Origin of the sequence: Lysinibacillus sp. A4, from assembly GCF_024919535.1 — a bacterium.
Classification (GTDB): Bacteria; Bacillota; Bacilli; order Bacillales_A; family Planococcaceae; genus Lysinibacillus; species Lysinibacillus capsici.
This window is the reverse complement of the sequence record NZ_JANWTB010000007.1, coordinates 253299-276170: the sequence shown is the minus strand read 5'-3', so window position 1 is coordinate 276170 and position 22872 is coordinate 253299. Positions and strand designations below refer to the sequence as shown.

The 22872-nt window shown below is 37.8% G+C and carries 19 protein-coding genes and 6 tRNA genes; 23 read left to right on the top strand and 2 right to left on the bottom strand.

All coding sequences use genetic code 11. The features are described from left to right. Positions 1–195: 195 nt before the first annotated feature. Positions 196–1782, bottom strand: coding sequence for an acyl-CoA synthetase MbcS (gene mbcS, locus NY607_RS16410; protein ID WP_131521040.1), 1587 nt, complete (start codon positions 1780–1782; stop codon positions 196–198). 269 nt (positions 1783–2051) lie between these two features. Here mbcS and NY607_RS16405 point away from each other — a divergent pair. The 15 genes from NY607_RS16405 (at position 2052) to NY607_RS16335 (ending at position 12799) form a co-directional block, all read left to right on the top strand. Beyond that, positions 2052–2128: transfer RNA gene (locus NY607_RS16405), tRNA-Asn, on the top strand. A 112-nt stretch (positions 2129–2240) separates the two neighbouring features. After that, positions 2241–2315 (top strand) — tRNA-Glu (locus NY607_RS16400). Positions 2316–2371: 56 nt separating this feature from the next. After that, a tRNA-Val gene (locus NY607_RS16395) sits at positions 2372–2447 on the top strand. A gap of 18 nt (positions 2448–2465) precedes the next feature. Continuing rightward, positions 2466–2549, top strand: a tRNA-Tyr gene (locus NY607_RS16390). Between the two features lie 14 nt (positions 2550–2563). Continuing rightward, positions 2564–2638: transfer RNA gene (locus tag NY607_RS16385), tRNA-Gln, on the top strand. A 13-nt stretch (positions 2639–2651) separates the two neighbouring features. Then, positions 2652–2724, top strand: a tRNA-Lys gene (locus NY607_RS16380). 184 nt (positions 2725–2908) lie between these two features. Further along, positions 2909–3814 carry an arginase gene (rocF, locus tag NY607_RS16375; RefSeq protein WP_131521039.1) on the top strand — a complete coding sequence of 302 codons (906 nt, stop codon included), beginning with the start codon at positions 2909–2911 and terminating at the stop codon, positions 3812–3814. A 133-nt stretch (positions 3815–3947) separates the two neighbouring features. Then, on the top strand, positions 3948–4511 hold the full coding sequence (sigW, locus tag NY607_RS16370) for an RNA polymerase sigma factor SigW (RefSeq protein ID WP_004225410.1): 564 nt from the start codon (positions 3948–3950) through the stop codon (positions 4509–4511). Positions 4512–4524: 13 nt separating this feature from the next. Continuing rightward, on the top strand, positions 4525–5151 hold the full coding sequence (locus NY607_RS16365; RefSeq protein ID WP_004225400.1) for an anti-sigma factor family protein: 627 nt from the start codon (positions 4525–4527) through the stop codon (positions 5149–5151). A gap of 149 nt (positions 5152–5300) precedes the next feature. Continuing rightward, positions 5301–6137: a diadenylate cyclase CdaA gene (cdaA, locus tag NY607_RS16360; protein ID WP_009370548.1), complete on the top strand. Its 837-nt coding sequence runs from the start codon at positions 5301–5303 to the stop codon at positions 6135–6137. Next, positions 6130–7206 (top strand): CdaR family protein, encoded by a 1077-nt coding sequence (locus tag NY607_RS16355; RefSeq protein ID WP_259419995.1) that lies wholly within the window; start codon positions 6130–6132, stop codon positions 7204–7206. The genes cdaA and NY607_RS16355 overlap by 8 nt, the downstream gene beginning before the upstream one ends. 213 nt (positions 7207–7419) lie before the next feature. Continuing rightward, the gene (gene glmM, locus NY607_RS16350) at positions 7420–8772 is read left to right on the top strand and encodes a phosphoglucosamine mutase (RefSeq protein WP_131521036.1); all 1353 of its coding nucleotides are present in this window, start codon (positions 7420–7422) and stop codon (positions 8770–8772) included. A 127-nt stretch (positions 8773–8899) separates the two neighbouring features. Further along, positions 8900–9415 carry a type 1 glutamine amidotransferase domain-containing protein gene (locus NY607_RS16345; protein WP_054549732.1) on the top strand — a complete coding sequence of 172 codons (516 nt, stop codon included), beginning with the start codon at positions 8900–8902 and terminating at the stop codon, positions 9413–9415. A gap of 594 nt (positions 9416–10009) precedes the next feature. After that, positions 10010–11812, top strand: coding sequence for a glutamine--fructose-6-phosphate transaminase (isomerizing) (gene glmS, locus NY607_RS16340; protein ID WP_131521035.1), 1803 nt, complete (start codon positions 10010–10012; stop codon positions 11810–11812). 222 nt (positions 11813–12034) lie between these two features. Beyond that, positions 12035–12799 carry an SDR family oxidoreductase gene (locus NY607_RS16335; RefSeq protein ID WP_237898891.1) on the top strand — a complete coding sequence of 255 codons (765 nt, stop codon included), beginning with the start codon at positions 12035–12037 and terminating at the stop codon, positions 12797–12799. A 248-nt stretch (positions 12800–13047) separates the two neighbouring features. Here the strand turns inward: NY607_RS16335 and NY607_RS16330 are convergent, their stop codons facing one another. Continuing rightward, positions 13048–13302: a GlsB/YeaQ/YmgE family stress response membrane protein gene (locus NY607_RS16330; protein ID WP_016991561.1), complete on the bottom strand. Its 255-nt coding sequence runs from the start codon at positions 13300–13302 to the stop codon at positions 13048–13050. 669 nt (positions 13303–13971) lie between these two features. Here NY607_RS16330 and NY607_RS16325 point away from each other — a divergent pair. The 8 genes from NY607_RS16325 to uxuA all read left to right on the top strand — a co-directional run bounded on the left by NY607_RS16325 (position 13972) and on the right by uxuA (position 22872). Continuing rightward, positions 13972–14460, top strand: coding sequence for a VOC family protein (locus tag NY607_RS16325; protein WP_237898890.1), 489 nt, complete (start codon positions 13972–13974; stop codon positions 14458–14460). 335 nt (positions 14461–14795) lie between these two features. Further along, complete coding sequence (locus tag NY607_RS16320; protein ID WP_237898888.1) at positions 14796–15788, top strand: ABC transporter substrate-binding protein; 993 nt, start codon at positions 14796–14798, stop codon at positions 15786–15788. 135 nt (positions 15789–15923) lie between these two features. Then, the gene (locus tag NY607_RS16315; protein WP_131521031.1) at positions 15924–17594 is read left to right on the top strand and encodes a helix-turn-helix domain-containing protein; all 1671 of its coding nucleotides are present in this window, start codon (positions 15924–15926) and stop codon (positions 17592–17594) included. Positions 17595–17759: 165 nt separating this feature from the next. Next, on the top strand, positions 17760–18452 hold the full coding sequence (locus NY607_RS16310) for a stalk domain-containing protein (protein WP_131521030.1): 693 nt from the start codon (positions 17760–17762) through the stop codon (positions 18450–18452). Between the two features lie 213 nt (positions 18453–18665). Further along, positions 18666–20024, top strand: coding sequence for a TraB/GumN family protein (locus NY607_RS16305; RefSeq protein WP_237901021.1), 1359 nt, complete (start codon positions 18666–18668; stop codon positions 20022–20024). A 183-nt stretch (positions 20025–20207) separates the two neighbouring features. Next, positions 20208–21161 carry a sugar kinase gene (locus NY607_RS16300; protein WP_131521028.1) on the top strand — a complete coding sequence of 318 codons (954 nt, stop codon included), beginning with the start codon at positions 20208–20210 and terminating at the stop codon, positions 21159–21161. 12 nt (positions 21162–21173) lie between these two features. After that, positions 21174–21794 (top strand): bifunctional 2-keto-4-hydroxyglutarate aldolase/2-keto-3-deoxy-6-phosphogluconate aldolase, encoded by a 621-nt coding sequence (locus tag NY607_RS16295; protein WP_237898880.1) that lies wholly within the window; start codon positions 21174–21176, stop codon positions 21792–21794. Between the two features lie 13 nt (positions 21795–21807). After that, the gene (uxuA, locus tag NY607_RS16290) at positions 21808–22872 is read left to right on the top strand and encodes a mannonate dehydratase (RefSeq protein ID WP_131521026.1); all 1065 of its coding nucleotides are present in this window, start codon (positions 21808–21810) and stop codon (positions 22870–22872) included.

The following is a 22872-nucleotide window of genomic DNA, read 5'->3' as shown; positions in this document are numbered from 1 at the left end:
CCTGGACTGAGCGAAGCGAGGGAAGCAGCTCGACCCCGCCCGCGGAAAGCGTCCGCCCGTAGTGGAAATCAACGGCTTTACTTTATTTTATTGTAAAAGAAAAAAGACTGTAGGCAAACTCAAAATTCATTGAGTTTGTCTACAGTCTGAAAGAAGGCATCCTCAATGGATGCCTTCTTGTTTTAAATACTTAACTTAATGTGTATGAACTGTAGTAGCTCGTAGTTCGATACGGCGAATTTTCCCTGATGTCGTTTTTGGTAACTCATCAAGAAAGACGATACTACGAGGGTATTTATAAGGGGCTGTTAACGCTTTTACATGCTCCTGTAGCTCCTTTGTTAACTCCTCTTCATTACATTCTTTGAAGCCTTCTCGTAAGATAACAAATGCCTTTACAATATGCCCCCTAATTTCATCTGGCGCAGCTACAACTGCACATTCTTGTACAGCTTCATGTTTGTTTAATGCATCTTCAACTTCAAATGGTCCGATCGTATAACCAGATGAAATAATAATGTCATCTCCACGACCTTCAAACCAGAAGTAACCGTCTTCATCACATTTTGCTTGATCACCTGTAATATACCAATCCCCACGAAATGCAGCTTGTGTGCGCTCTGGTTCTTTATAATATTCTTTAAATAAAGCTGGTGAAGATTTGTGAACAGCAATATCACCAACTTCGCCAACTGCTGCTTCATTCCCTTCATTGTCGATAATACGTACAATATTACCTGGAGTTGGAACACCCATAGATCCAGGACGTAATTCTGTGTTTTCGAGTGTACCAATTAATAGTGTGTTTTCTGTTTGTCCATAGCCATCACGTACTTTTAGTCCAAAATGATTCATAAATGTTTCGATAACTGGGCGGTTTAAAGGCTCACCAGCAGAAACGGCACTACGTAGAGATGATAGATTGTAGTCTTGTAAATTATCGATTTTCGCCATAATCCGGTATTCGGTCGGTGTACAACAGAGAACATTAACTTTTTCATCCTGCATTAATTGAAGATAGGTTTTTGCATCGAATCCACCATGATAGACAAATGCAGTAGCGCCCAGCATGATTGTTGATAAAAAAGGACTCCATATCCACTTTTGCCAACCAGGAGCAGCTGTTGCCCACACGAGGTCTCCTTCACGTACACAAAGCCATTTTGAAGCCGCAGTTCTAATATGTGCATATCCCCAGCCGTGTGAATGAACAACGCCCTTAGGTTTACCAGTTGTACCAGAAGTATAAGATAGGAATGCCATGTCATCGCGTGTAGTAGCTACAGCTGTAAATGTAGCTTGCTGCTTGCTTGCTAATTCATCTAAAGAAGTCCAATCTCCTTTCGCAGCACCAATCACTAGTTTATTTTTCAATGTGTCTACAGAAGAAGTAATTTGATCAACTTCACTAGTAAAAGCCTCATAAGCAATAACTGCACTAGCAGAAGAATGTTCCATCCGATATTCTAAATCGCTTGCACGTAGCATCTCTGAACATGAAATGGGTACGATACCAGCCTTTAAGCAGCCTAGAAAAACGAAATAAGCTTCTGGAAGTCGAGGAATAATAACTAATACACGATCACCTTTTTGAAGCCCCTTCTCCGTAAAAGCGTTTGCGTATTGATTCATTTTTTGGCTAAGTTCCACATAAGAAACTGTACGTCTCTCTTGTTGTGTATTCAACCAACGTATTGCTTGGCGATCACTATCTTGCGAAAATTTTTCTAATTCCTCTGTGATGTTATAAAATTCAGGTGCAATTAAATCATTTGATACCATCTTGAACATCCTCCCCCAGAAAATTTGATAGAAAATTCATAAAACTATTTTTATTTTAACAATTACAATAATATACAGCAAGAATATTTAGTACGTTAAATAGAAATATTAGAATTAATAGAGAACTATTATGCTTTCAGACGAATGTAGAAGCAGACTTCGACAAAAAATATAAAAATTTTCACAAAATGTGTTGCATTATTTAGAATGCTTGCTATAATAATAAATGTACTTAAGAGGTTGTTTAAAACCGAAGTGAATAGCATTGTTCCGAAGTAGCTCAGTTGGTAGTAGCACCTGACTGTTAATCAGGTTGTCGCAGGTTCGAGTCCTGCCTTCGGAGCCATTTTTTTGTCCTTTTTTCAATCACTATAATACATAAAATAATTTGTGAAAAAGCATTGCAATTATTAATTAAAAATGTTATTATAATTCTTGTCTTGTTGAGACGTAATATTGGCCCCTTGGTCAAGTGGTTAAGACACCGCCCTTTCACGGCGGTAACACGGGTTCGAATCCCGTAGGGGTCACCATTTAAAAATTTAGGCTTTATAAAGAATATAAACTGTGATATAACACCTGTTTCTATGGAGGATTAGCTCAGCTGGGAGAGCATCTGCCTTACAAGCAGAGGGTCGGCGGTTCGAGCCCGTCATCCTCCACCATTCTTATTGTGTTATTTCGGAGGGGTAGCGAAGTGGCTAAACGCGGCGGACTGTAAATCCGCTCCTTAGGGTTCGGCGGTTCGAATCCGTCCCCCTCCACCAGTTTTATAAATGATTGGGGTATAGCCAAGCGGTAAGGCAACGGATTTTGATTCCGTCATGCCTAGGTTCGAATCCTAGTACCCCAGCCATTTTTTCTTTTATGAGCCATTAGCTCAGTTGGTAGAGCATCTGACTTTTAATCAGAGGGTCGAAGGTTCGAGTCCTTCATGGCTCACTTTTTTAGAATAAAATTATTCAAAAGTGTTATATTAACTACAGATAACTAATCTCTTGCTGAAAACAGTAGGAGATTTTTTTATGTTATTTATAAATGAATAAATATACAACTTTTTGTCGAGTTGAGCCAAGTGGTATATAGGCTTTACAATATTCTTATAACTTTTAGGGGGTATAGAAACATGAATAAACTTAATATTTCTATTATTGGAGTACCAACAGATTATGGACAAACACGCCGTGGGGTAGATATGGGACCAAGTGCTATTCGATATGCAGGTATTGTTGAACGTTTAGAGGCTATCGGACACGATGTACAGGATCAAGGGGATATTCGTGTTAGTCAAAAGCTTGCAGACGGAGCTGTGGATGAAAAATTACTAAATTTAGAGGAAGTTGTAGAAGTTAGTACTGCATTAGCAAATAGTGTGCATGAAGTAGTGGAACAAAAAAAATTCCCACTCGTATTCGGTGGAGACCATAGCATTGCTATTGGAACATTAGCTGGATTAGGTGAGCATTACAAAAATCTTGGTGTTATCTGGTATGACGCTCATGCAGATTTAAATACACCTGAAACAACACCTTCAGGCAATATACATGGGATGCCGTTAGCCGTTAGTATTGGGCTAGGACATGAACGTTTAGTGCAAATTCGCAACTATGCTCCAAAAATTAAGCCAGAAAACGTGATTATTATTGGAGCTCGTTCAGTAGACCCAGGAGAACGTGAATTGATACGTCAACAAGGAATTAAAGTATATACAATGCATGAAATCGACCGACTTGGCATGACACGTGTGATGGAAGATGCACTTGCTTATTTAAAGGAACGAAATGTTGATGGCTTACATTTATCACTTGATTTAGACGGATTAGATCCACTTTATACGCCAGGTGTGGGTACACCAGTTCCAGGTGGAATTACGTACCGAGAAAGCCATTTAGCAATGGAAATGTTACAAGAATCAGGCATGGTAACTTCAGCCGAGTTTGTAGAGGTAAATCCTATACTAGATGAAAAGAATACAACAGCAAATGTGGCTGTTGCATTAATGGGATCTTTATTTGGTGAAACACTAGTTTAAAGAAAATTTGACAAAAAATTGCCTGTTGTCACATTGCATAAAAATCTTTTGCTATAATTGAATTAAAACGAAACTTTTCTTATCGGTGCTTCGTATAGTATAAGACAGTTGTAAAGGTGGAGAAGTCAACACAATGGATGCGTTAGTAAATAAGAGAATAAAACAAGTGCTTAAAGGCGATCAAAACGCATTTGCCGATATTGTGAGTCTCTATCAGCACAAACTGTACCAAGTATGCTATCGAATGTTAGGCAACAAACAAGAGTCTGAAGACATTGCTCAAGAGGCTTTTGTGCGAGCTTATATGAACTTGCATACATTTGATCAGAAAAGAAAATTTTCAACGTGGCTTTATCGCATAGCGACAAACCTCTGCATTGACCGTATTCGAAAAAAGAAACCGGATTATTATTTAGATGCAGAAGTAGCTGGTACAGAAGGGCTTGATATGTATTCGCAAATCGCAGCAGATGACCAGCTACCAGAGGAGCAGTTAGAACAAATGGAGCTGCAAGATCGCATTCAATATGAAATTGGACGATTGCCGGATAAATACCGTTCGGTTATAGTATTGAAATATATAGAAGAGTTATCGTTACAAGAGATTAGCGAGATTTTAGATATGCCGCTTGGAACGGTGAAAACGAGGATTCACCGCGGACGTGAGGCATTACGTAAGCAATTAAACAATCTGTAGGAGGGGGAGCGTCATGAATACTTGTCCAGAGCATATTATAGACTATATGCATGATTATTTAGACGGTGACATTAGTCGTGAGCATGAGCAAGAGTTGAAACAACACTTGCATACATGTAATGATTGTAAACAGTTGATGCAAGAATTGAGTGAAACAATCGCCTTTGTGAAGAGTGCTTCCCATATTACAGCGCCTCCGGGTTTTGAAGCAGCAGTTATGGCTCGTTTACCAAAACCAAAAAGTCGAGTAGGTATACAAAAATGGATTCGCCGGCATCCGTTCTTTGTGGCAGCAGCAGTATTTTGCTTATTCATGAGTGCTACATTATTGGGTAGCTTCATGGATGACCAGCATTTCTCAGTGACCAAGCAACCTAATTTAGTTGTGGATGGTCAAACAGTGATTGTACCTGAAGGGGAAGTGGTGAAAGGCGATATTGTTGTAAAAAATGGCGATTTGATTGTTGAAGGTGAAGTTGATGGTAACGTCACAGTAATCAACGGGCAATATATGGCATCTTCAGCGGTAGTTTCAGGGAGAATCGAAGAAATTGACGAAGTATTTGAATGGTTATGGTATACAATTAAAAATTCTGTTAAGACAGCCATGACATTTGAGGAAAAAGAAGAAACTAAATAACACTCTATACGTCCTAAAAAATAGTGCACGTGAGAGGCTGAAAGGTCTACTCTTCTGAGTAGACTTTTTATTTGAAAAAAGTTACATTTGATAAGAATGTGATATACTTGAATGTGTATGGATTCGTAATGAAAAGTGGGGGATGCCACGTGCAAATTATCGAACATTTCACGGATTTAACGCCTGTGAATATTGTTATTAACTTCATTGATGTACTGCTCGTTTGGTACGTTGTTTATAAAGTCTTAACCCTCATTAAAGGTACGAAGGCTGTCCAATTACTTAAGGGAATATTCGTCATTATTATTGCACGAATTGCAACAGACCTTTTAGGGTTACAAACACTTGGTTGGATGCTACAACAAGTTATTGAGTTTGGTTTCCTAGCGATTATTATTATTTTCCAACCTGAAATCAGACGTGGTTTAGAACAAATTGGGCGAGGAAAGCTATTCCAACGCTCATCTAGTCAAGAGGAAGAAGAACAAACAAGACTTATTGAGGCAATGAAGAAGTCTGTAAGTTATATGGCTAAACGTCGAATAGGTGCGTTAATTTCTATTGAAAAAGAAACAGGTCTTAATGAATATATTGAAACAGGTATAGGGCTAAATGCTGAAATTTCATCAGAATTACTGATTAATATCTTTATACCAAATACCCCGCTACATGATGGGGCTGTTATTATGCAAAAAGATAAAGTTACAGCAGCGGCTTGCTATTTACCTTTATCTGAAAGCCCATTTATTTCAAAAGAGTTAGGGACACGCCACCGTGCTGCTCTTGGTTTAAGTGAAGTTACAGATGCTATTACAATTGTTGTTTCAGAAGAAACAGGCGCAATTAGTATAACATTAAATGGTAATCTCCATCGAAATCTTTCTCTAGAGGAGTTCGAAACATTATTAAGAAAAATGTGGTTCGGATCAGTACAGGAATCAAATGCATCCTCTAAGTTGACTTGGAGGGGGAAAAAGAATGGATAAAATGATGGATAGCCCTTGGGTACTTAGAATCATCGCGCTATTTTTAGCGTTTTTGCTTTTCTTCTCAGTGCGTACCGAGTTGTCACCTTTAAATAAAGCTACCTCAAATGAACAAACGGATGTTATTCGTGATGTTCCAGTGGATGTTTATTACGATAATGAAAATCTTATTGTGACAGGTTTACCTGAAACTGTGGATGTAACGATAGAAGGTCCGATGGCATTGGTTTTAAAAGCAAAGGGAGCTAAGGATTTTTCTATATTTGCGGATTTGAGCAATTTATTGCTAGGAGAGCATGATGTAAAACTGCAATACGAAAATATTTCAGAAAAGTTAAAAGTGACATTAGACCCTGCAACTGTTCATGTGAATATTGAGGAAAAGGTCACGCAGGAGTTCCGAGTGGACCCTGAAATGAACAAACGTTTAATTGAAGAAGGTTTTATCTTAAAAGAAATGACAGCCAACCCGCCAACTGTTTATGTAACAGGTGCAAAAAGTGCTATTGAAAGCATTAGTTATGTAAAAGCAACTGTTACAGGAGAGCAGGGCTTGAAGCAATCATTCACGCAGGAAGCAGCTGTAAAAGTATTAGATAGAGATTTAAATAAGTTAGACGTGACTATTGAACCTGAAATTGTGAAAGTTCAAGTAGATATAGCGGAGTATAGTCGAGAGATCCCAGTTGTCCTTAACGAAACAGGGCAAGCTGCCGAGGACATTACCATTAACTCATTAACATTTTCACCGAAAATGATTAAAGTGTATGGAAGAAAATCCATTATTGACAGTTTAACATCCATTCCAATAACAGTTGAACTGTCAAAAATTACTGAGTCCAAAACTTATGAATTTGATGTAAAATTACCAGATGGTGTGACAAAAATATCTGACAAGAAAATAAAAGTGAAGGCAGATATTACAAAGGTTGAACAAGAAGAACAGCAGAAAACACCAGCTTCTACAGAGGAAACGCCACCTCCAATTGAAGAACCTGATGTGACAGATGAGAGTACTCCAACTGATAAAAATACGTCAACTGAGGAATCGGAAGATATTGATTCTTAAACAATATGTGACTATAATTTTATTTTGATTCTAAATCAAAAATCCAATCAGGTTTGTAGTTCAGGTTTCATCCAACAAACTGGCAGAGTGGAATATTAATAATTACCAATGAATGAACAAAGGCAGACTTTTCCAAAAGTAAGCGGACAAGTGTCTAATGCTTGATAGAAACTCACTAGGCACTGTCTTGCATTGAAGGAGAGAATAAGTAGAATGGGTAAATATTTTGGAACAGATGGCGTCCGTGGCGTCGCGAATAGTGAATTAACACCAGAATTTGCATTTAAACTTGGTCGTATAGGCGGCTATGTTTTAACAAAAGATGCAACTGACCGTCCAAAGGTTTTAATTGGTCGTGACACACGTATTTCAGGTGAGATGCTTGAAGGTGCACTTGTGGCTGGTCTTTTATCAATTGGGGTAGAGGTAATGCGTCTTGGTATTATTTCAACACCAGGTGTGGCATACCTTACTCGAATTATGAGCGCAGATGCGGGCGTCATGATTTCAGCTTCACATAACCCAGTTGCAGATAACGGTATTAAATTTTTCGGTCCTGATGGCTTTAAGCTAACAGATGCACAGGAAGCGGAAATTGAAGCGTTAATTGATGCGCAAGAGGATAAATTACCACGTCCTATAGGAGCAGATTTAGGATCTGTAAGCGACTATTTCGAAGGTGGTCAAAAATATATTCAATACTTAAAGCAAACAGTGGATGAAGAATTTGATGGTATCCACGTAGCGCTTGATTGTGCACATGGTGCAACTTCATCTTTAGCTACACATTTATTTGCTGATTTAGAAGCGGACATTTCTACAATGGGAGCTTCTCCAACTGGCTTAAATATCAATGATGGTGTAGGCTCAACACACCCAGAAGGACTAGCTAAGTTTGTTACTGAAAAAGGTGCAGATGTTGGTTTAGCTTTTGATGGCGATGGAGACCGTTTAATTGCTGTAGATGAAAACGGAAAAATCGTTGACGGTGACCAAATTATGTTTATCATTGGTAAGCATTTAAATGCGGTAGGGCGTTTGAAGAAGCAAACAATTGTTTCAACAGTGATGAGCAATATGGGCTTCTATAAAGCTGTGGCTGACAATGGTATGCAAAGTGTACAAACAGCTGTAGGTGATCGTTATGTTGTGGAAGAAATGCGTGCGAATGAATACAATTTAGGTGGCGAGCAATCAGGGCATATCGTCTTTCTAGATTTTAATACAACAGGTGATGGCTTATTGACAGGAATTCAGCTTGTCAACATTATGAAGGCGACGGGTAAAAAGCTTTCAGAACTTGCAGGTGAAATGAAAATCTACCCTCAGCGTCTTGTCAATGTGCGTGTAACAGATAAGCATGCTGTGACTGATAATGCGAAAGTAGCTGCAGTAATTGCAGAGGTAGAAGCTGAAATGGCTGGAAATGGTCGTGTTTTAGTACGTCCTTCAGGTACAGAGCCATTAGTACGTGTCATGGTGGAAGCAGCAACAGAAACGGATTGCGAGCGTTTTGTCGAGCGTATTGCAGATGTTGTACGTGTAGAAATGGGCCTAACAGAATAAGAAATAGAGTGTAAACCCGATTTCCGTAAACAGGAAATCGGGTTTACTTATTTGAAAGGAATGTTTTAAATAAGCGAGATGGGGAACAGTAATTAGGAGTCACAATAACAAGGAGTGTTTAATTGATATGGCTAAAATTGCTACAGTTATAACAGATATGTTTGAGGACATTGAGTTTACAAGCCCTAAAGAAGCTTTGGAAGCAGCTGGGCATCAGCTAGTAACAATTGATATCGAAGCAGGCAAGGAAGTTAAGGGTAAGCATGGAGAGTCCGTGAAAATTGATAAAGGCATTGATGAAGTAAAAGCTACAGATTACGATGCATTATTTATTCCTGGTGGTTTTTCTCCTGATATATTACGTGCGGATGATCGTATAGTAGCATTTGCAAAGTCCTTTATGGATGAAATGAAGCCTACCTTTGCCATTTGTCATGGACCACAACTTCTTATTACTGCAAAGACATTAAATGGGCGTGACGCCACAGGCTATAAATCCATCCAAGTGGATTTAGAAAATGCAGGGGCAATCTTCCATGATGAAGAAGTATTTGTCTGTCAAAAACAGCTTGTAACAAGTAGAACGCCAGATGATCTTCCTGCATTTAATAGAGAAATTGTTAAATTATTAGACAGTAAATAAAGGATAGGCACAAGCATTTAAAATGCTTGTGCCTATTTTGTATTATCAAAGTGCTTATGTATCGCTTTGTCTACATATTTGTCACGAAAAAGCTTTAGGGCTAGGTGTTTTTTATAACGAAAATTTGACGGATAGCATATGATTGAGTATGATGGAGAAGTTGAAGATGAGGTCCGACCTTGTCCTTTAACGAGCGCCTAAGGAGGGAAGAAAGCGCAAAATCGGAAAACAATTATAGCGCCTGAGCTGAAGAAATCGGACGAAAAGATCTTCAGCAGACGAGGTGGAGGTTTATCGAAAATTCGGCGGATGCCTCCCAATCGACATACCCGATTGTCATTTTCCATTTTGAAAGCATTTGAGTGATTGAATGTACAGAAAATGGAGAAGGTATTGTAAAAGCAATAGATAAATAGATGAAGCTTCACATATCGAAGATCTCTATTCAGGTGGCTGAGTAGCGTGAGTAGCTTGTGTGTATTGGAGTGCTTTATTTTTATAAAAATAAAGCATCGCTTGTGCATTCAAAAAATTCGATAGGATGAGGCCTAGTTTGTCATTGCATTAAATTGACATTATCGGAGGACGAGAATTATGTGTGGAATTGTAGGATATATTGGTGAATCAGATGCAAAGGAAATTTTATTAAAAGGCTTAGAAAAGCTAGAGTACCGTGGTTATGATTCAGCGGGTATTGCAGTACGTAACGAGGAAGGCGTAACGGTTTTCAAAGAAAAAGGGCGTATTGCAGATTTACGAGAAGCGGTAGATGAAGATGTTGCAGCGAAAATAGGGATTGGTCATACACGTTGGGCAACACATGGTGTGCCAAATCGTTTAAATGCTCACCCACATCAAAGTGCATCAGGACGCTTTACACTTGTGCATAATGGGGTTATTGAAAACTATCACTTATTGCAAAAAACATATTTAAAGGGCATTCCAATGAAATCTGATACAGATACAGAGGTTATTGTGCAATTAGTAGAGTTATTTGTGAAAGATGGTCTAAGCACTGCAGACGCTTTCCGAAAAACATTATCTCTATTACATGGCTCCTATGCACTGGCACTATTAGATGCAGAGGCAGCAGATACAATCTTTGTAGCAAAAAATAAATCACCACTTCTAGTTGGAATTGGTGAAGGCTTCAATGTTGTTGCGTCAGATGCAATGGCGATGCTACAGGTAACAGATCAATACGTAGAGCTTCACGATAAAGAGGTAGTTATCGTACACAAAGCAAGTGTGGAAATTACAAAATTAGATGGTACTGTAGTAGAGCGTGTACCATATACTGCTGAGCTTGATATGAGTGATATTGAAAAAGGCACATATCCACACTATATGTTAAAAGAAATGGATGAGCAGCCTACAGTTATTCGTAAAATCATTCAAGCATATGAAGGTGACAATGGTGATTTAACGATTGATGATGAGGTTTTAGAAGCATTACGAGCAGCAGATCGTTTATATATTATTGCAGCGGGCACAAGCTATCATGCGGGTCTCATCGGTAAACAATATTTCGAAAAAATGGCTGGTATCCCTGTAGAAGTGCATATTTCTAGTGAATTTGGCTATAACATGCCATTACTTTCAGAAAGACCATTATTTATCTTCATTACACAATCAGGTGAAACAGCAGATAGCCGTCAAGTACTAGTAAAAATTAAAGAGTTAGGCTATCCAACTTTAACGATTACCAATGTACCTGGCTCTACGTTATCACGTGAAGCTGACCATACCTTGTTATTACATGCAGGTCCAGAAATTGCTGTAGCTTCTACAAAAGCTTATGTGGCACAAGTAGCAGTCCTGGCATTAGCAGCCTATGTGACAGCAAAGTCAAATGGCAAAGGCTTAGAATTTGATTTAAAACAAGAGCTCGCGATTGCCGCTAATGGCATCCAAACAATAATTGATTCTAAAGATGTGCTAGAAGACATTGCAGAAGATTACTTAAAAATCGCACGTAATGCATTCTTCATTGGCCGTAATATGGACTTCTATGTCAGCCTTGAAGGTGCCTTAAAACTAAAAGAAATCTCGTACATCCAAGCAGAAGGCTTTGCTGGTGGAGAACTGAAGCACGGAACAATTGCCTTAATCGAAGAAGGTACGCCTGTATTTGCACTTGTCACACAAGCATCAGTAGGATTAAACATCCGTGGTAATGTCAAAGAAGTAGCAGCTCGTGGTGCATATCCATGTATTATCGCGATGGCAGGCATTGATGAAGACGGCGACCGTTTAGTCATTCCGCATGTTCATGAATTACTAACACCACTTGTATCAGTAGTACCTTTACAATTAATTAGCTACTATGCTGCACTTCACCGTCGCTGTGATGTAGATAAACCACGTAACCTAGCTAAATCGGTAACTGTTGAGTAGGAACAAAAATTAGATTTAATATGTTGTTGATTTGAAATAAAGTCATACCGTTTGTAAAAAAATCACACCATTTTACCCCTTTGGATACTATTAATCTAAAGGGGTGTTTTTATCCATAGCGAAACACCCCTTGAAACAGAATAGGAGAGCAACATTTCAAATAATGTCCCTTGATATAATTCTCTATGTAATCTAACTATGATTGAACAAGGAGATGGAAGCATGGGTAAGTTAACAGGCAAAATCGCTTTAGTTACAGGATCAAGTCGAGGAATTGGCCGTAGTATTGCATTGCGTCTGGCACAAGAGGGAGCCTTTGTCGTCGTTCATTATGGGAAAAGACGTAATGAGGCAGAAGCAGTTGTTCACCAGATCAAACAAAGCGGAGGAAATGCTTTGGCGATTGGTGCTGACCTTAGTACACTAGATGGTATTCAAGATTTATTTACTACTTTGGATGATACTATTCGGGAATATATGGGCTGTTGCGGATTCGATATTCTTGTCAACAATGCTGGAATTGGTCAAATTATCAGTTTAGAAGAGACGACGGAGGTATCATTTGACGAGGTAATGAAGATAAATGTTAAAGCACCACTTTTTATTACTCAGCAAGCTTTGCCACGTTTAAAAGATGGGGGACGTATTATTAATATTTCATCTTTTGTGACACGTGCAGCTTCACCAAGTGTCTTCACGTACAGTATGTCCAAAGGTGCAATCGATACGTTTACGCGTCTTCTAGCCAAACAACTAGGGAGCCGGAATATTACGGTAAACGCCATCCAGCCTGGGATTATTAATACAGAAATGAATGCTGAGACTTTGAAAAACCTTGATGGACAAAAATATGCGGCTGGTCTTTCAATTTTCAACAGATGGGGAGAGCCCGGGGATGTGGCAGATATTGCCGCCTTTCTTGCTTCATCAGACAGCCGTTGGGTAACTGGTCAATTGCTCGATGCAAGTGGAGGATCACATCTATAGAACATTAATTATCAAGCTTTGTATGGCATAATCCTCCTCAATCAGGCGCTATTGTTGTATAGGCTGTTCTGTTCTTCTTGAATTCACGGAGCGGCGGATTGTTAAGTTAATTAAAAACAAAGTAAAAGCGGTCCTCCACAGATATGATGTGGAAGACCGCTTTTTTGTTATAAGCACATTCACCATTTATTATTGGTTACATCTGATTCGCTTAATCGTATAGTAATAGATTAAGAGATCTATTTAGCTTACGAAGCATTACGCAATGATTTCAGAATTAAACTCAAAATGAAAACTAGTATAATTGCTCCAATGAGGGCAGGGAAGATATAGAAATCAGAAATTTTAGGACCCCAACTTCCAAGAAGCATACCACCAATCCATGCGCCGATAATACCTGCAATAATATTACCAATAATTCCACCTGGGATATCTTTACCCAAAATTATACCTGCAAGCCATCCGATAAGCCCGCCAATTATTAAAAACCAAATGAAACTCATACTATCCATCTCCTATTTTGTATTTTAAATATTTTGTTATAGTGTTTTATAACCTTTATTGAACTCTTTCAAACTATAAGGAGAGAAAAAATTTGTGGAAGTTTCAATGGGGATGATTTTTACTTCTATAACTGTTACAGTAACAGTACATGAAACTACTGAGAAGTTTGCTGCAAGCAAATATCCTCATTTATTTGCTTGTTCCGACTACAATTGTTAAAAGGAGGTGTTGATACATCAGCTCATTTTACATTATTTGTTACACGCTATTATCATCGGTTTAAATATTAGTTAAGGCTGTAACTACACATAATTAATCTCTAAATCTTCCCTGTTAGATAAACAAAGTATCTGAATATCTAATAGGTGTTTTTTATATTTTTAATATATAAAAGCCTCCCGATGTAAGGGAGACTTCTAAGGTTTTAATGAATTCTAGGCCCCTTTGAATTATAGTATAATCAAGAAATTAAGCAAAATTTAAACAAGGCCTTCCTTTGCTATTTTAGTAAATTCTTAAGATTTTTCTAATCAAAATAATCCTACCATTCAAATTACAATCGGTTCGCCTATACTACTTAATCACTATTAACCTTTTGATTAAGCACAGTGGGAAGCTATTCTGCAATTAAAAGGAAATTATTAAAATAGGAGAAAGGGGTATGAAATATGAAAATCCGTAAGATTGATCATGTGGGAATAATCGTGAATGATCTTCCTGCAGCAAAAGCATTTTTTCTTGACTTTGGCCTTGAGGTGCTAGGGGAAGGAAAAGTGGAGGGTGAATGGGTGAAGAGGATGGAGCGAGTAATAGGGCTTCATGATATCAAAGAGGACATTGCAAAATTGCGAACGTCAGATAGTGACGCAAATCTAGAAATAGTAATGCTGCGAACGCCAGACGGTGAGACGAATATTGAACTAGTAAAATTTAACGCGCCATCAAATGAAATAGGCATCCAGCATCCTTTAGCAAATACTTTGGGTATCCAGCATATTGCCTTCAATGTTGAAGATATTGAAGCCCTCGTTAACAAATTGACAAGGAAGGGCGCAGAACTTATTAGTGACATTTATAGGTACGAAAACGCTTATAAATTATGCTACGTTCGTGGGCCAGAAGGAATTATTTTAGAGCTCGCTGAAGAAATCAAATAGAATAGTAATCAACAGCTTGTTAATATGAAAAGAAACCACTGAAATGGTTTCTTTTTTTTCTATAGGGAGTTAATACTTATGCTTACATTTCACCATTTTCTCTCTTGAGATTCTAAATTGATCATATAGTCGAAATAGAAAGCACCATTAAAATGAATAATTCTTCACTAAAAATGAAGATAAAAAAGCAAAAGGCTTTCATAATCCTGATTATTGACATTTATCCAAATAAATTATTGCGTTTTTTCCATTGTTTCGCCCTTTCATAAAATCTATAATAACTCTGTAAATGATAATCATTTTCAATTGAAGTAAATCTGAAAGGGGCAACAAATATGAAGCAGTATATTGGAAAGCGAATTATACTATGGGGGAGTTTCCTCCTGTTGTTATTGATATTAGCGGCATGTAGTTCTAATGGCAACACATCTGATGCGCAGAAAAAGGAAAACGAGAAAATAACTCAATCTGATGTGAAAGCAGAGGAAAGTGAGTCAATTGTTCAATATACAACGATTACAGGTGAACAGGTTGAAATACCTGCAGATCCAAAACGAGTCGTTTATATTGGTCAGACAGTTGGTGATTTCTTGGCGATGGATATTCCGGTTGTTGGTAATAATCTTCCTAAAGATTCTCCTAGTTACTATGAAGGTAAACTTGAAGGAATCGTTGATATTGGTAATCCAGCTGATTTAGAGACGATTTTGACTTTAAAACCTGATCTAATTATTAATGGCTATTACAAGGCGGATCCAAATCTTAATGAAGAATTGTCAAAAATCGCTACTACGATTCCCTTTAATCCTGCTCTTCCTTATACAGAACGAGTAAAAGAGATGGGGAATATCCTAGATAAGCAGGAAGAAGTAGCTCAATTGCTTGCTAAGTTTGAAACAGAGTCTAAACAAATGTTTGACAAGTTTCAATTAACTGAAGGGGAAACCGCAACAGTTTTCTATCAGCTAGGAAAGACGCTTTATGTTATGGGTGATCGTAGCCTAGGTGCTATTATTTATGGGAAAAATGGCTTTGCTGTCCCACCAGCAGTACAGAAGAATATTATTGATGTAGAAGGGGTATCTTTCCTAGAGGTTTCCGAAGAGGTGCTTCCTGAGTTTGCTGGTGATCATTTGTTTGTTATTGTACAAGAGGATAGTGAAAGTGAAGCAGAAGCTGATCGGCTGCTACAAAGCCCGATATGGGGAACTTTGCCTGCTGTCAAAAAGGGGAAAGTTTATGTTGTTCCTAATGAATGGAATACAGATAATTTATTAGCTTTGGAGCAATTGTTCCAAAAGCTACCAGAGTGGATGCGCAAACAGTAAAAATTGTATCCGTGCAATCAATTTTTAAACCGCTAGTATTCTAAATACCACATACTCGAACAATCGTTGATAGTGAGTTATTATATGTTACAATAACGATAATGAGAATCATTTTCAATATTTGGAGAGTTGCTTATGAATCTGGCATCCTTATATATTAGACTACAACACTATGATCGATTTCAAGTTGATCGATTAATGTCAGCTAGTAGCCATAATGAGGGAATAAATAATTATGAAACAAATTTAAGCACGTTATTGATAGCACTTAGTCATGACATACGACTGTATGTAGACAAAATGGCAATCGATCTACGCCAAGGAAGCTGCACGCTCATTTTACCTGTACAAAGCTACACGGTAGAGTCAAGTAACAAAGAGGCACAGCTTGCTCGCTTTACCTTTGAAACTTTTGAAGTAGAAGGAATGACTTTGAACCGAATTGCTCATCCACCCTTGCTTTATGGTTATCCCTATCATCTGTTATTTTCTCAAGTCAAGCAGGTATTAGGAAATGAAGCATCGAACAATAATCAATTTTGTTCCTCTCTATCCACATTAGAAATGGCCATGTTGCAAGGTAGACTTCAGCAAATACTAGCTATGATGGTTCAGTTAGATGAACAAGCTAACCAGATACAGCACGAAGAAAAGACAAAATTGGTTCAACAGACTGTACAGTACATAGAACAGCATTATGATGAGGACTTAACAGTTGAACAATTAGCTAACATGGCTGGTATGGTAAGATGGCAATATAGTCAAAAGTTTAAAATATTGACGGGTAAAAAGCCGACGGATTATTTGACTCATGTACGGATAAACCAGGCAAAAAAACTTCTAAGTAATTCCACTGAGCCATTGAGAAAAATAGCTCGACAAACTGGGTTTAAGGATGAATATTATTTTAGTCGATGCTTTCATAAATTAACTGGAAACACCCCACGTGAATATGCAAACATTCAACTTCATACTCCAGAAAGAACAGTGATCGATTCATTTGGTAGAAAGATTCATGTTCCTAAAGATGCAACACGTATTGTGACTGATGGCAAATTTACACTTGGGGAATTACTTGTTCTAGGCATACCTCCTATAGGGGCGGCCATCTCAATCATGAAAGATAACGTGGTTTATCACAATAAATTAAGGAACATTCATAGTATTGGGCATTGGGTAGATCCGGATAAAATCGCACAGCTGCAGCCAGAGTTATTATTGCTTAGCTATTTTCATCCTGAACATGATTTGCAGAAACTAGATGCGATTGCTCCTACTATTATACTGAATAGCAAGTTTAGTCTATTTGAGCGGTTACGATATATCGCTAAACTATTTGAACGGAGTAAAGCGGCAGAGAAGTGGATTTCTACATATGAGAACAAAGTAAGATTGGTACGTAGGCAATTAGCAGATGTTTATGTTGCTGGGGAGACGGCTACTGTTTATCTCAAGTTAGATACTAAATATTATGTTATGTGTCAGACTGGATTGGCTGCAAGCTTGTATGAATCTCTTGGCTTTCGTCCTACTCCTCAGGTAATGCAGCTAATCGAGCAAGGGCAAGCATGGATAGAAATTCAGCAGCATCAAATAAATCACTATGCTGGAGAGCGTAATTTTATTTTGGCTTCCCCCCAAGAATTACTAACGATTACTCACTGCCCACAAATCGCCACGTTAATCGAGCTAGCTCCTGGTAAGACTCATTTCATAGATTTTATATGGAATCATTGTGATCCCATTACACGTGAACGGTTATTAGAGGTTCTACCGTCTATTTTTAAGAAGAAAGTTATTCGATAATTAAACAGTAAAACTCGATTCATTAATTGGATTGAGTTTTTGCCATTAATCGTATAATTGCTCACATATAAATTTAAAAAATATCCTGATATAAAAATCTTTAAAGGCTGTATGAAATTTCTGGTATAATTACATATATCTATGTTTATTTTAAGGAGTGATTTTATGAAAAAGCTATTTATAATAACTAGTTACTTAGGGTTTTTTATAGTAGGAGGTTTGACTTTTACCTACTTTTCAACAACGGAAGCAGCAAGTGACATGAAAAAAATTAGCGTGTTTCAGGATCCAATTAATTACTATGTAGATAAGGTTGAGAAAGTACCGCCAGAAGGTCAATTTGGATTTAATTATCAAGGTACGATATATGTCCCAATGCGATTTATTGCTGAATCTTTAGGTGAAAAAGTAACATGGGATGGGAAAACAAAATCCGTTTATATTGGTGATGTTCCAAAATTCATCGCTTTAAAAGATGTAAAACCTATTGGAAGTGATGAAGACCACTTCTTCCACAATCCAAGCTCTGTCATTATTAGTACAGGTGAAAAATTTGAGCGATCCTATCAGCTTGGTGGTTATCATGGAGGAGGCGCAGTTCAAGACCATACAGTTGAATATTTAGCTAATGGAAATTACAAGGGATTCGAAACCTATTTGGCACCCATTAAAAAATTAGCAGCTAATTCCTTCGGAATAGGTTTCTTGAAAATTTACGCAGATGGGAAATTAGTTTATGATAGTGGAGCAATCAAAGACAAGGTAAAGGTTCATGTTAATTTAGATGGAGTTTCAAAAGTGAAGTTTGAACTTGAAGGCAGTGGTTTAGGTATATTAGATCCTAAATTTATTCAATAAACCTTCTCTACTAATAAACAAAAAAGACGATGACATCATAATTTGTCATCGTCTTATTAAATTTGACCTCTTCATAACTATTTCAAAATAGAGAAATGCCAATACATATTTGTCAATATTTACACTTTTACTTATAAAATAGTTGGATGTTATATGGTATAATTTCATACGATACTGATACATAAAATAGGAAAAGGGAGAGAAAAGAATTTGATGAAAAAGATGATGAAACGAACGAGTGCAGCATTGCTTGGTGCCTCATTAATGCTGACGACAGTTGTTCCTGTGATTCATGCTGAGGAGCAAACAACACCCCTAGTACCGTCGATAAGCGAATGGGCGATAGAAACATTAAATGAGGGCGAAAAATACGGGATTTACTCAACTGAATGGTACTTTGATGGTTTCCTTCAGGAAATTCCAGTGGACAAAGTAAATGAGCTACTAGCTTTAACAGAAAAGAAGGTTGCCTCTCTAGGCTTAGCTGAAAATAAACAATACAAGCCACTAAGTGTGAAAAACGATAATACACGTGGTGATATTGTCAATCGCTTGTATAATATTGTAGCGCGGTATGATTTGCCTGTTGGTACAGATGCTGTGCAATTTATGAAAGAGCAAAATATATTACAAGGCTCTCCAAATGGACTGCAGCTAGAGAAAAAAGCAACCACTCAACAGGCTGTTTTGCTAGCCGTTCGTTTCATTCAGAGTACATATGCACTTGCAGAACAAGGCTCTAAAGGGGTTGCCTGGGTAGTAGAGGACGAGGATACGCTTATCTACTTATTAGGCTCTATTCATTTAGGAACACCAGACTTATATCCATTCGATAAAAAATTAGTAACGGCATTTGATGAATCGGATGCACTGCTGGTAGAGGCGAATATCTTGGATACGGAAGCACTTGAATACTATTCAGAGAAAGCAATGTATACAGATGGCTCAACATTGAAAGATGCTGTTGCACCAGAAACATATGCGAAGCTTGAACAAGTGGCAAAGCTGTATGGTCTACCAATGGACCAACTAACAGTTCAAAAGCCATGGATGCTTTCTAGTGCATTATCGATGCTAGCTATGGATGATTCATTTGGTATGACACCTCAAGAAATGGCTATGCACGGTATCGATATCTACTTTTTATTAAATGCACAGTTGCAGCAAAAGCCAGTGATTGAATTAGAAGGTACAAGAGCACAGGTTGATATGTTTGAAGGATTATCACCAGAGGCGCAGGAAGAGTCATTAGTCGCTGTACTGGATAGTATCATTCATCCATCGGAAGAAAATCAATCTGAAGTACTTCAAGAGTGGTTTACAAGCTGGAAGCAAGGAAATGTTGAAGAGTTTGCAAAAAGCTTCCAAGCAATGGAAGGTACATCGTCTGAATTTAATGAAATGCTATTTGGTCTACGTGATGAACAAATGGCCAAGAAAATCATGAATGTATTGGAAGAAAAAGAAGGTAAGTACTTTGTTGTTGTTGGTTCAGGTCACTTCCTAATCGATAAAAATATTCGCTATCATTTGGAGAAAAACGGCTACAAGGTAAAGCCATTTTATCAATAAAATAGATTCCCCTCGTAAAAGGATAGATTATTATCTGTCTTTTACGAGGTTTTTTTATTCATGTAAGACAAAAATGGTTATTTGATTCTAACTATCTAAATAATCGGATTATTGTTGCAACGTAAAAAAAATCGTGTTAGTATAAGTAAAACGTTTTACTAAAACGTTTTACTTATGAAGGGGATGAACATATTGGCAAATAAACGAATTGCAACGATTGGAGATGCAATGGTCGTTTTTAATCCATCTAAGACAGGTCCTCTACGTTTCGTTCCTTCCTTTGAGCGAGCTGTGGGTGGTGCAGAGTTAAATTTTGCGATAGGTGTTACGCGTTTAGATATGGAAGCAAAATGGATTAGTTGTATTGGAGACGATGAATTTGGCAAATTAATTTATAACTTTGCGCGAGGTGAAGGGATTGATGTATCACATGTCTTACGAACACCACATATTCCAACGTCTATCTACTTTAAGGAGATTCGGGAAGACGGTGCAGGTAAATCGTTTTACTACCGCAACCCATCACCTTTACTTGAGCTGACAGAAGATCGTATCGATGAGTCAGTATTGGATGATGTGGACTTATTACATATTAGCGGCGTGTATTTAGCGGTATGTGAACATAACATTGAAGTTGCATTGAAATTAATTGCTTTAGCACAAGCAAAACATATTCCAATTTCTTTTGATCCAAATTTACGTTTAAAACTATGGACTATAGAAGATGCCCGAGCAGTATACGAAAAAGTGTACCCATCTATCAATCTTCTTTTAACAGGACAGGATGAATTTGAGCTTTTATTTGAAGGGCGTACAGTTAAAGACATTCAAGAGAGTTATAAAATAGATGAAATTATTGTGAAAAAAGGTGAAGAAGGCGCCACGGTTTATACAGCCTCTCAACAGTATAATCGAGAAGCATTTTCCATTCGTGCCATTGATACAGTTGGAGCAGGGGATGCATTTGATGCTGCATATGTCTATAGCTATTTAAATGGTGATGATATTGTAGAACGCCTCCGTTTAGCCAATGGTGCAGGTGCATTGGTAGCAACAATTAAAGGAGATAATGAAGGGCTTCCATCCCTACAAGAATTAAGGCAATTTATTGGTGATGAAAAACTAATTGAGCGTTAGGAGTTGTTAGGAATGCAAAAAATCAAAATTTTGAAAGCGTTGTCAGATGCGAAAATTGTAGCTGTTATTCGCGGAAATTCACCTGAAGAAGCGACGGAAATTTCAAAAGGTGCTATCTCAGGTGGCATTCGAGCAATTGAAATAACGTATACAACACCTTTCGTTGAAGAAACTTTTAAAGCCTTACGCAATAGCGATGCAATAATTGGAGCTGGCACAGTATTGGATGTTGAAACTGCACGTCACGCGATTTTAAACGGTGCCAAATTTGTAGTTAGTCCAAGCTACAACGCTGCAATTGCAAAGCTCTGCAATCGCTATAGCATTCCATATTTACCAGGCTGTATGACCATTACAGAAATGGTGACAGCACTTGAAGGGGGAAGTGACATTATTAAACTATTCCCGGGAAATCAATTTGAACCAAACTTTATTAAAACCGTTAAAGGGCCTCTACCACATATCACAATTATGCCTACAGGTGGTGTTGGTTTGGCTAATATGAATGAATGGTTAGAAGCAGGCGCAGTTGCAGTTGGGATTGGAAGTGATTTAAATAAAGCATTTGCAAAAGATGGCTATGAAGGTGTAGTTGAACGTGCCAAAGCATATATCGAAAATCTATCAAACTAGGAGGTAATGACGTATGAATATGACATTTAGATGGTATGGTCGTGGCAATGATACAGTGAAATTAGAAGATGTGAAGCAAATACCAAATGTAAAAGGTATTGTTTGGGCACTCCATCACCTACCAGCAGGAGAGGTATGGACTAAAGAGGCTATTCAAGATGAAGTTGACTATATTCAATCGTTCGGATTCCATACAGATGTCGTGGAAAGTGTCAATGTCCATGAAGATATTAAATTAGGATTGTCCACACGTGATCAATATATCGAAAACTATAAACAATCGATTCGCAACCTTGGTGAAGTGGGTGTCAAAGTTATTTGCTATAACTTCATGCCCGTATTTGATTGGACACGTACAGACTTATTTCATCCACTAGAAGATGGCTCAACGGCTCTCTATTTTGATAAGGAAAAGGTCATGAACTTAGATCCACAAGAACTAGTGAATGAAGTAAGTGCTTCTTCAGATTTAACCCTTCCAGGATGGGAACCAGAACGATTAGCTCGACTCTCAGATTTATTTGAACAGTACAAAGAAGTAGATGAAGCCAAACTTTGGGACAACTTAGCTTACTTTTTACAAGCCATTTTACCAGTTGCGGAAGAGGTAGGTATTCAAATGGCAATTCATCCAGATGATCCACCATATACCATCTTTGGCTTACCTCGCATTATTACAGGAGCAGAAAGCTATGAAAAATTAATTAAAATCTCTGATTCAAATGCAAATGGCTTTACGTTCTGCTCAGGTTCAATGGGAGCAGACCCACAAAATGATATGGTAGCCATCGCTGAAAAATATGCATATCGTGCTCCGTTTGCTCATATCCGCAATGTCAAGATTATGGAAAATGGTAGTTTCTTTGAAACATCACATTTTACATCGGATGGTTCAATCGATATTAAAAATATTGTACGTACATTAAATGACCAAAACTATGAGGGTTATGTACGTCCAGATCATGGTCGTCATATTTGGGGAGAACAATGTCGTCCAGGCTACGGCTTATATGATCGAGCACTTGGCATTATGTATTTAAATGGACTTTGGGATGCTTATGAAAATCTGAAGAAATAG

Excerpts from the sequence above, each read along its gene's own strand:
- mbcS (WP_131521040.1), bottom strand. The coding sequence starts at position 1,782 with ATGGTATCAAATGATTTAATTGCACCTGAATTTTATAACATCACAGAG.
- rocF (WP_131521039.1), top strand. The coding sequence starts at position 2,909 with ATGAATAAACTTAATATTTCTATTATTGGAGTACCAACAGATTATGGA.
- sigW (WP_004225410.1), top strand. The coding sequence starts at position 3,948 with ATGGATGCGTTAGTAAATAAGAGAATAAAACAAGTGCTTAAAGGCGAT.
- NY607_RS16365 (WP_004225400.1), top strand. The coding sequence starts at position 4,525 with ATGAATACTTGTCCAGAGCATATTATAGACTATATGCATGATTATTTA.
- NY607_RS16355 (WP_259419995.1), top strand. The coding sequence starts at position 6,130 with ATGGATAAAATGATGGATAGCCCTTGGGTACTTAGAATCATCGCGCTA.
- glmM (WP_131521036.1), top strand. The coding sequence starts at position 7,420 with ATGGGTAAATATTTTGGAACAGATGGCGTCCGTGGCGTCGCGAATAGT.
- NY607_RS16345 (WP_054549732.1), top strand. The coding sequence starts at position 8,900 with ATGGCTAAAATTGCTACAGTTATAACAGATATGTTTGAGGACATTGAG.
- glmS (WP_131521035.1), top strand. The coding sequence starts at position 10,010 with ATGTGTGGAATTGTAGGATATATTGGTGAATCAGATGCAAAGGAAATT.
- NY607_RS16335 (WP_237898891.1), top strand. The coding sequence starts at position 12,035 with ATGGGTAAGTTAACAGGCAAAATCGCTTTAGTTACAGGATCAAGTCGA.
- NY607_RS16330 (WP_016991561.1), bottom strand. The coding sequence starts at position 13,302 with ATGAGTTTCATTTGGTTTTTAATAATTGGCGGGCTTATCGGATGGCTT.
- NY607_RS16325 (WP_237898890.1), top strand. The coding sequence starts at position 13,972 with ATGAAAATCCGTAAGATTGATCATGTGGGAATAATCGTGAATGATCTT.
- NY607_RS16320 (WP_237898888.1), top strand. The coding sequence starts at position 14,796 with ATGAAGCAGTATATTGGAAAGCGAATTATACTATGGGGGAGTTTCCTC.
- NY607_RS16315 (WP_131521031.1), top strand. The coding sequence starts at position 15,924 with ATGAATCTGGCATCCTTATATATTAGACTACAACACTATGATCGATTT.
- NY607_RS16310 (WP_131521030.1), top strand. The coding sequence starts at position 17,760 with ATGAAAAAGCTATTTATAATAACTAGTTACTTAGGGTTTTTTATAGTA.
- NY607_RS16305 (WP_237901021.1), top strand. The coding sequence starts at position 18,666 with ATGAAAAAGATGATGAAACGAACGAGTGCAGCATTGCTTGGTGCCTCA.
- NY607_RS16300 (WP_131521028.1), top strand. The coding sequence starts at position 20,208 with ATGAACATATTGGCAAATAAACGAATTGCAACGATTGGAGATGCAATG.
- NY607_RS16295 (WP_237898880.1), top strand. The coding sequence starts at position 21,174 with ATGCAAAAAATCAAAATTTTGAAAGCGTTGTCAGATGCGAAAATTGTA.
- uxuA (WP_131521026.1), top strand. The coding sequence starts at position 21,808 with ATGAATATGACATTTAGATGGTATGGTCGTGGCAATGATACAGTGAAA.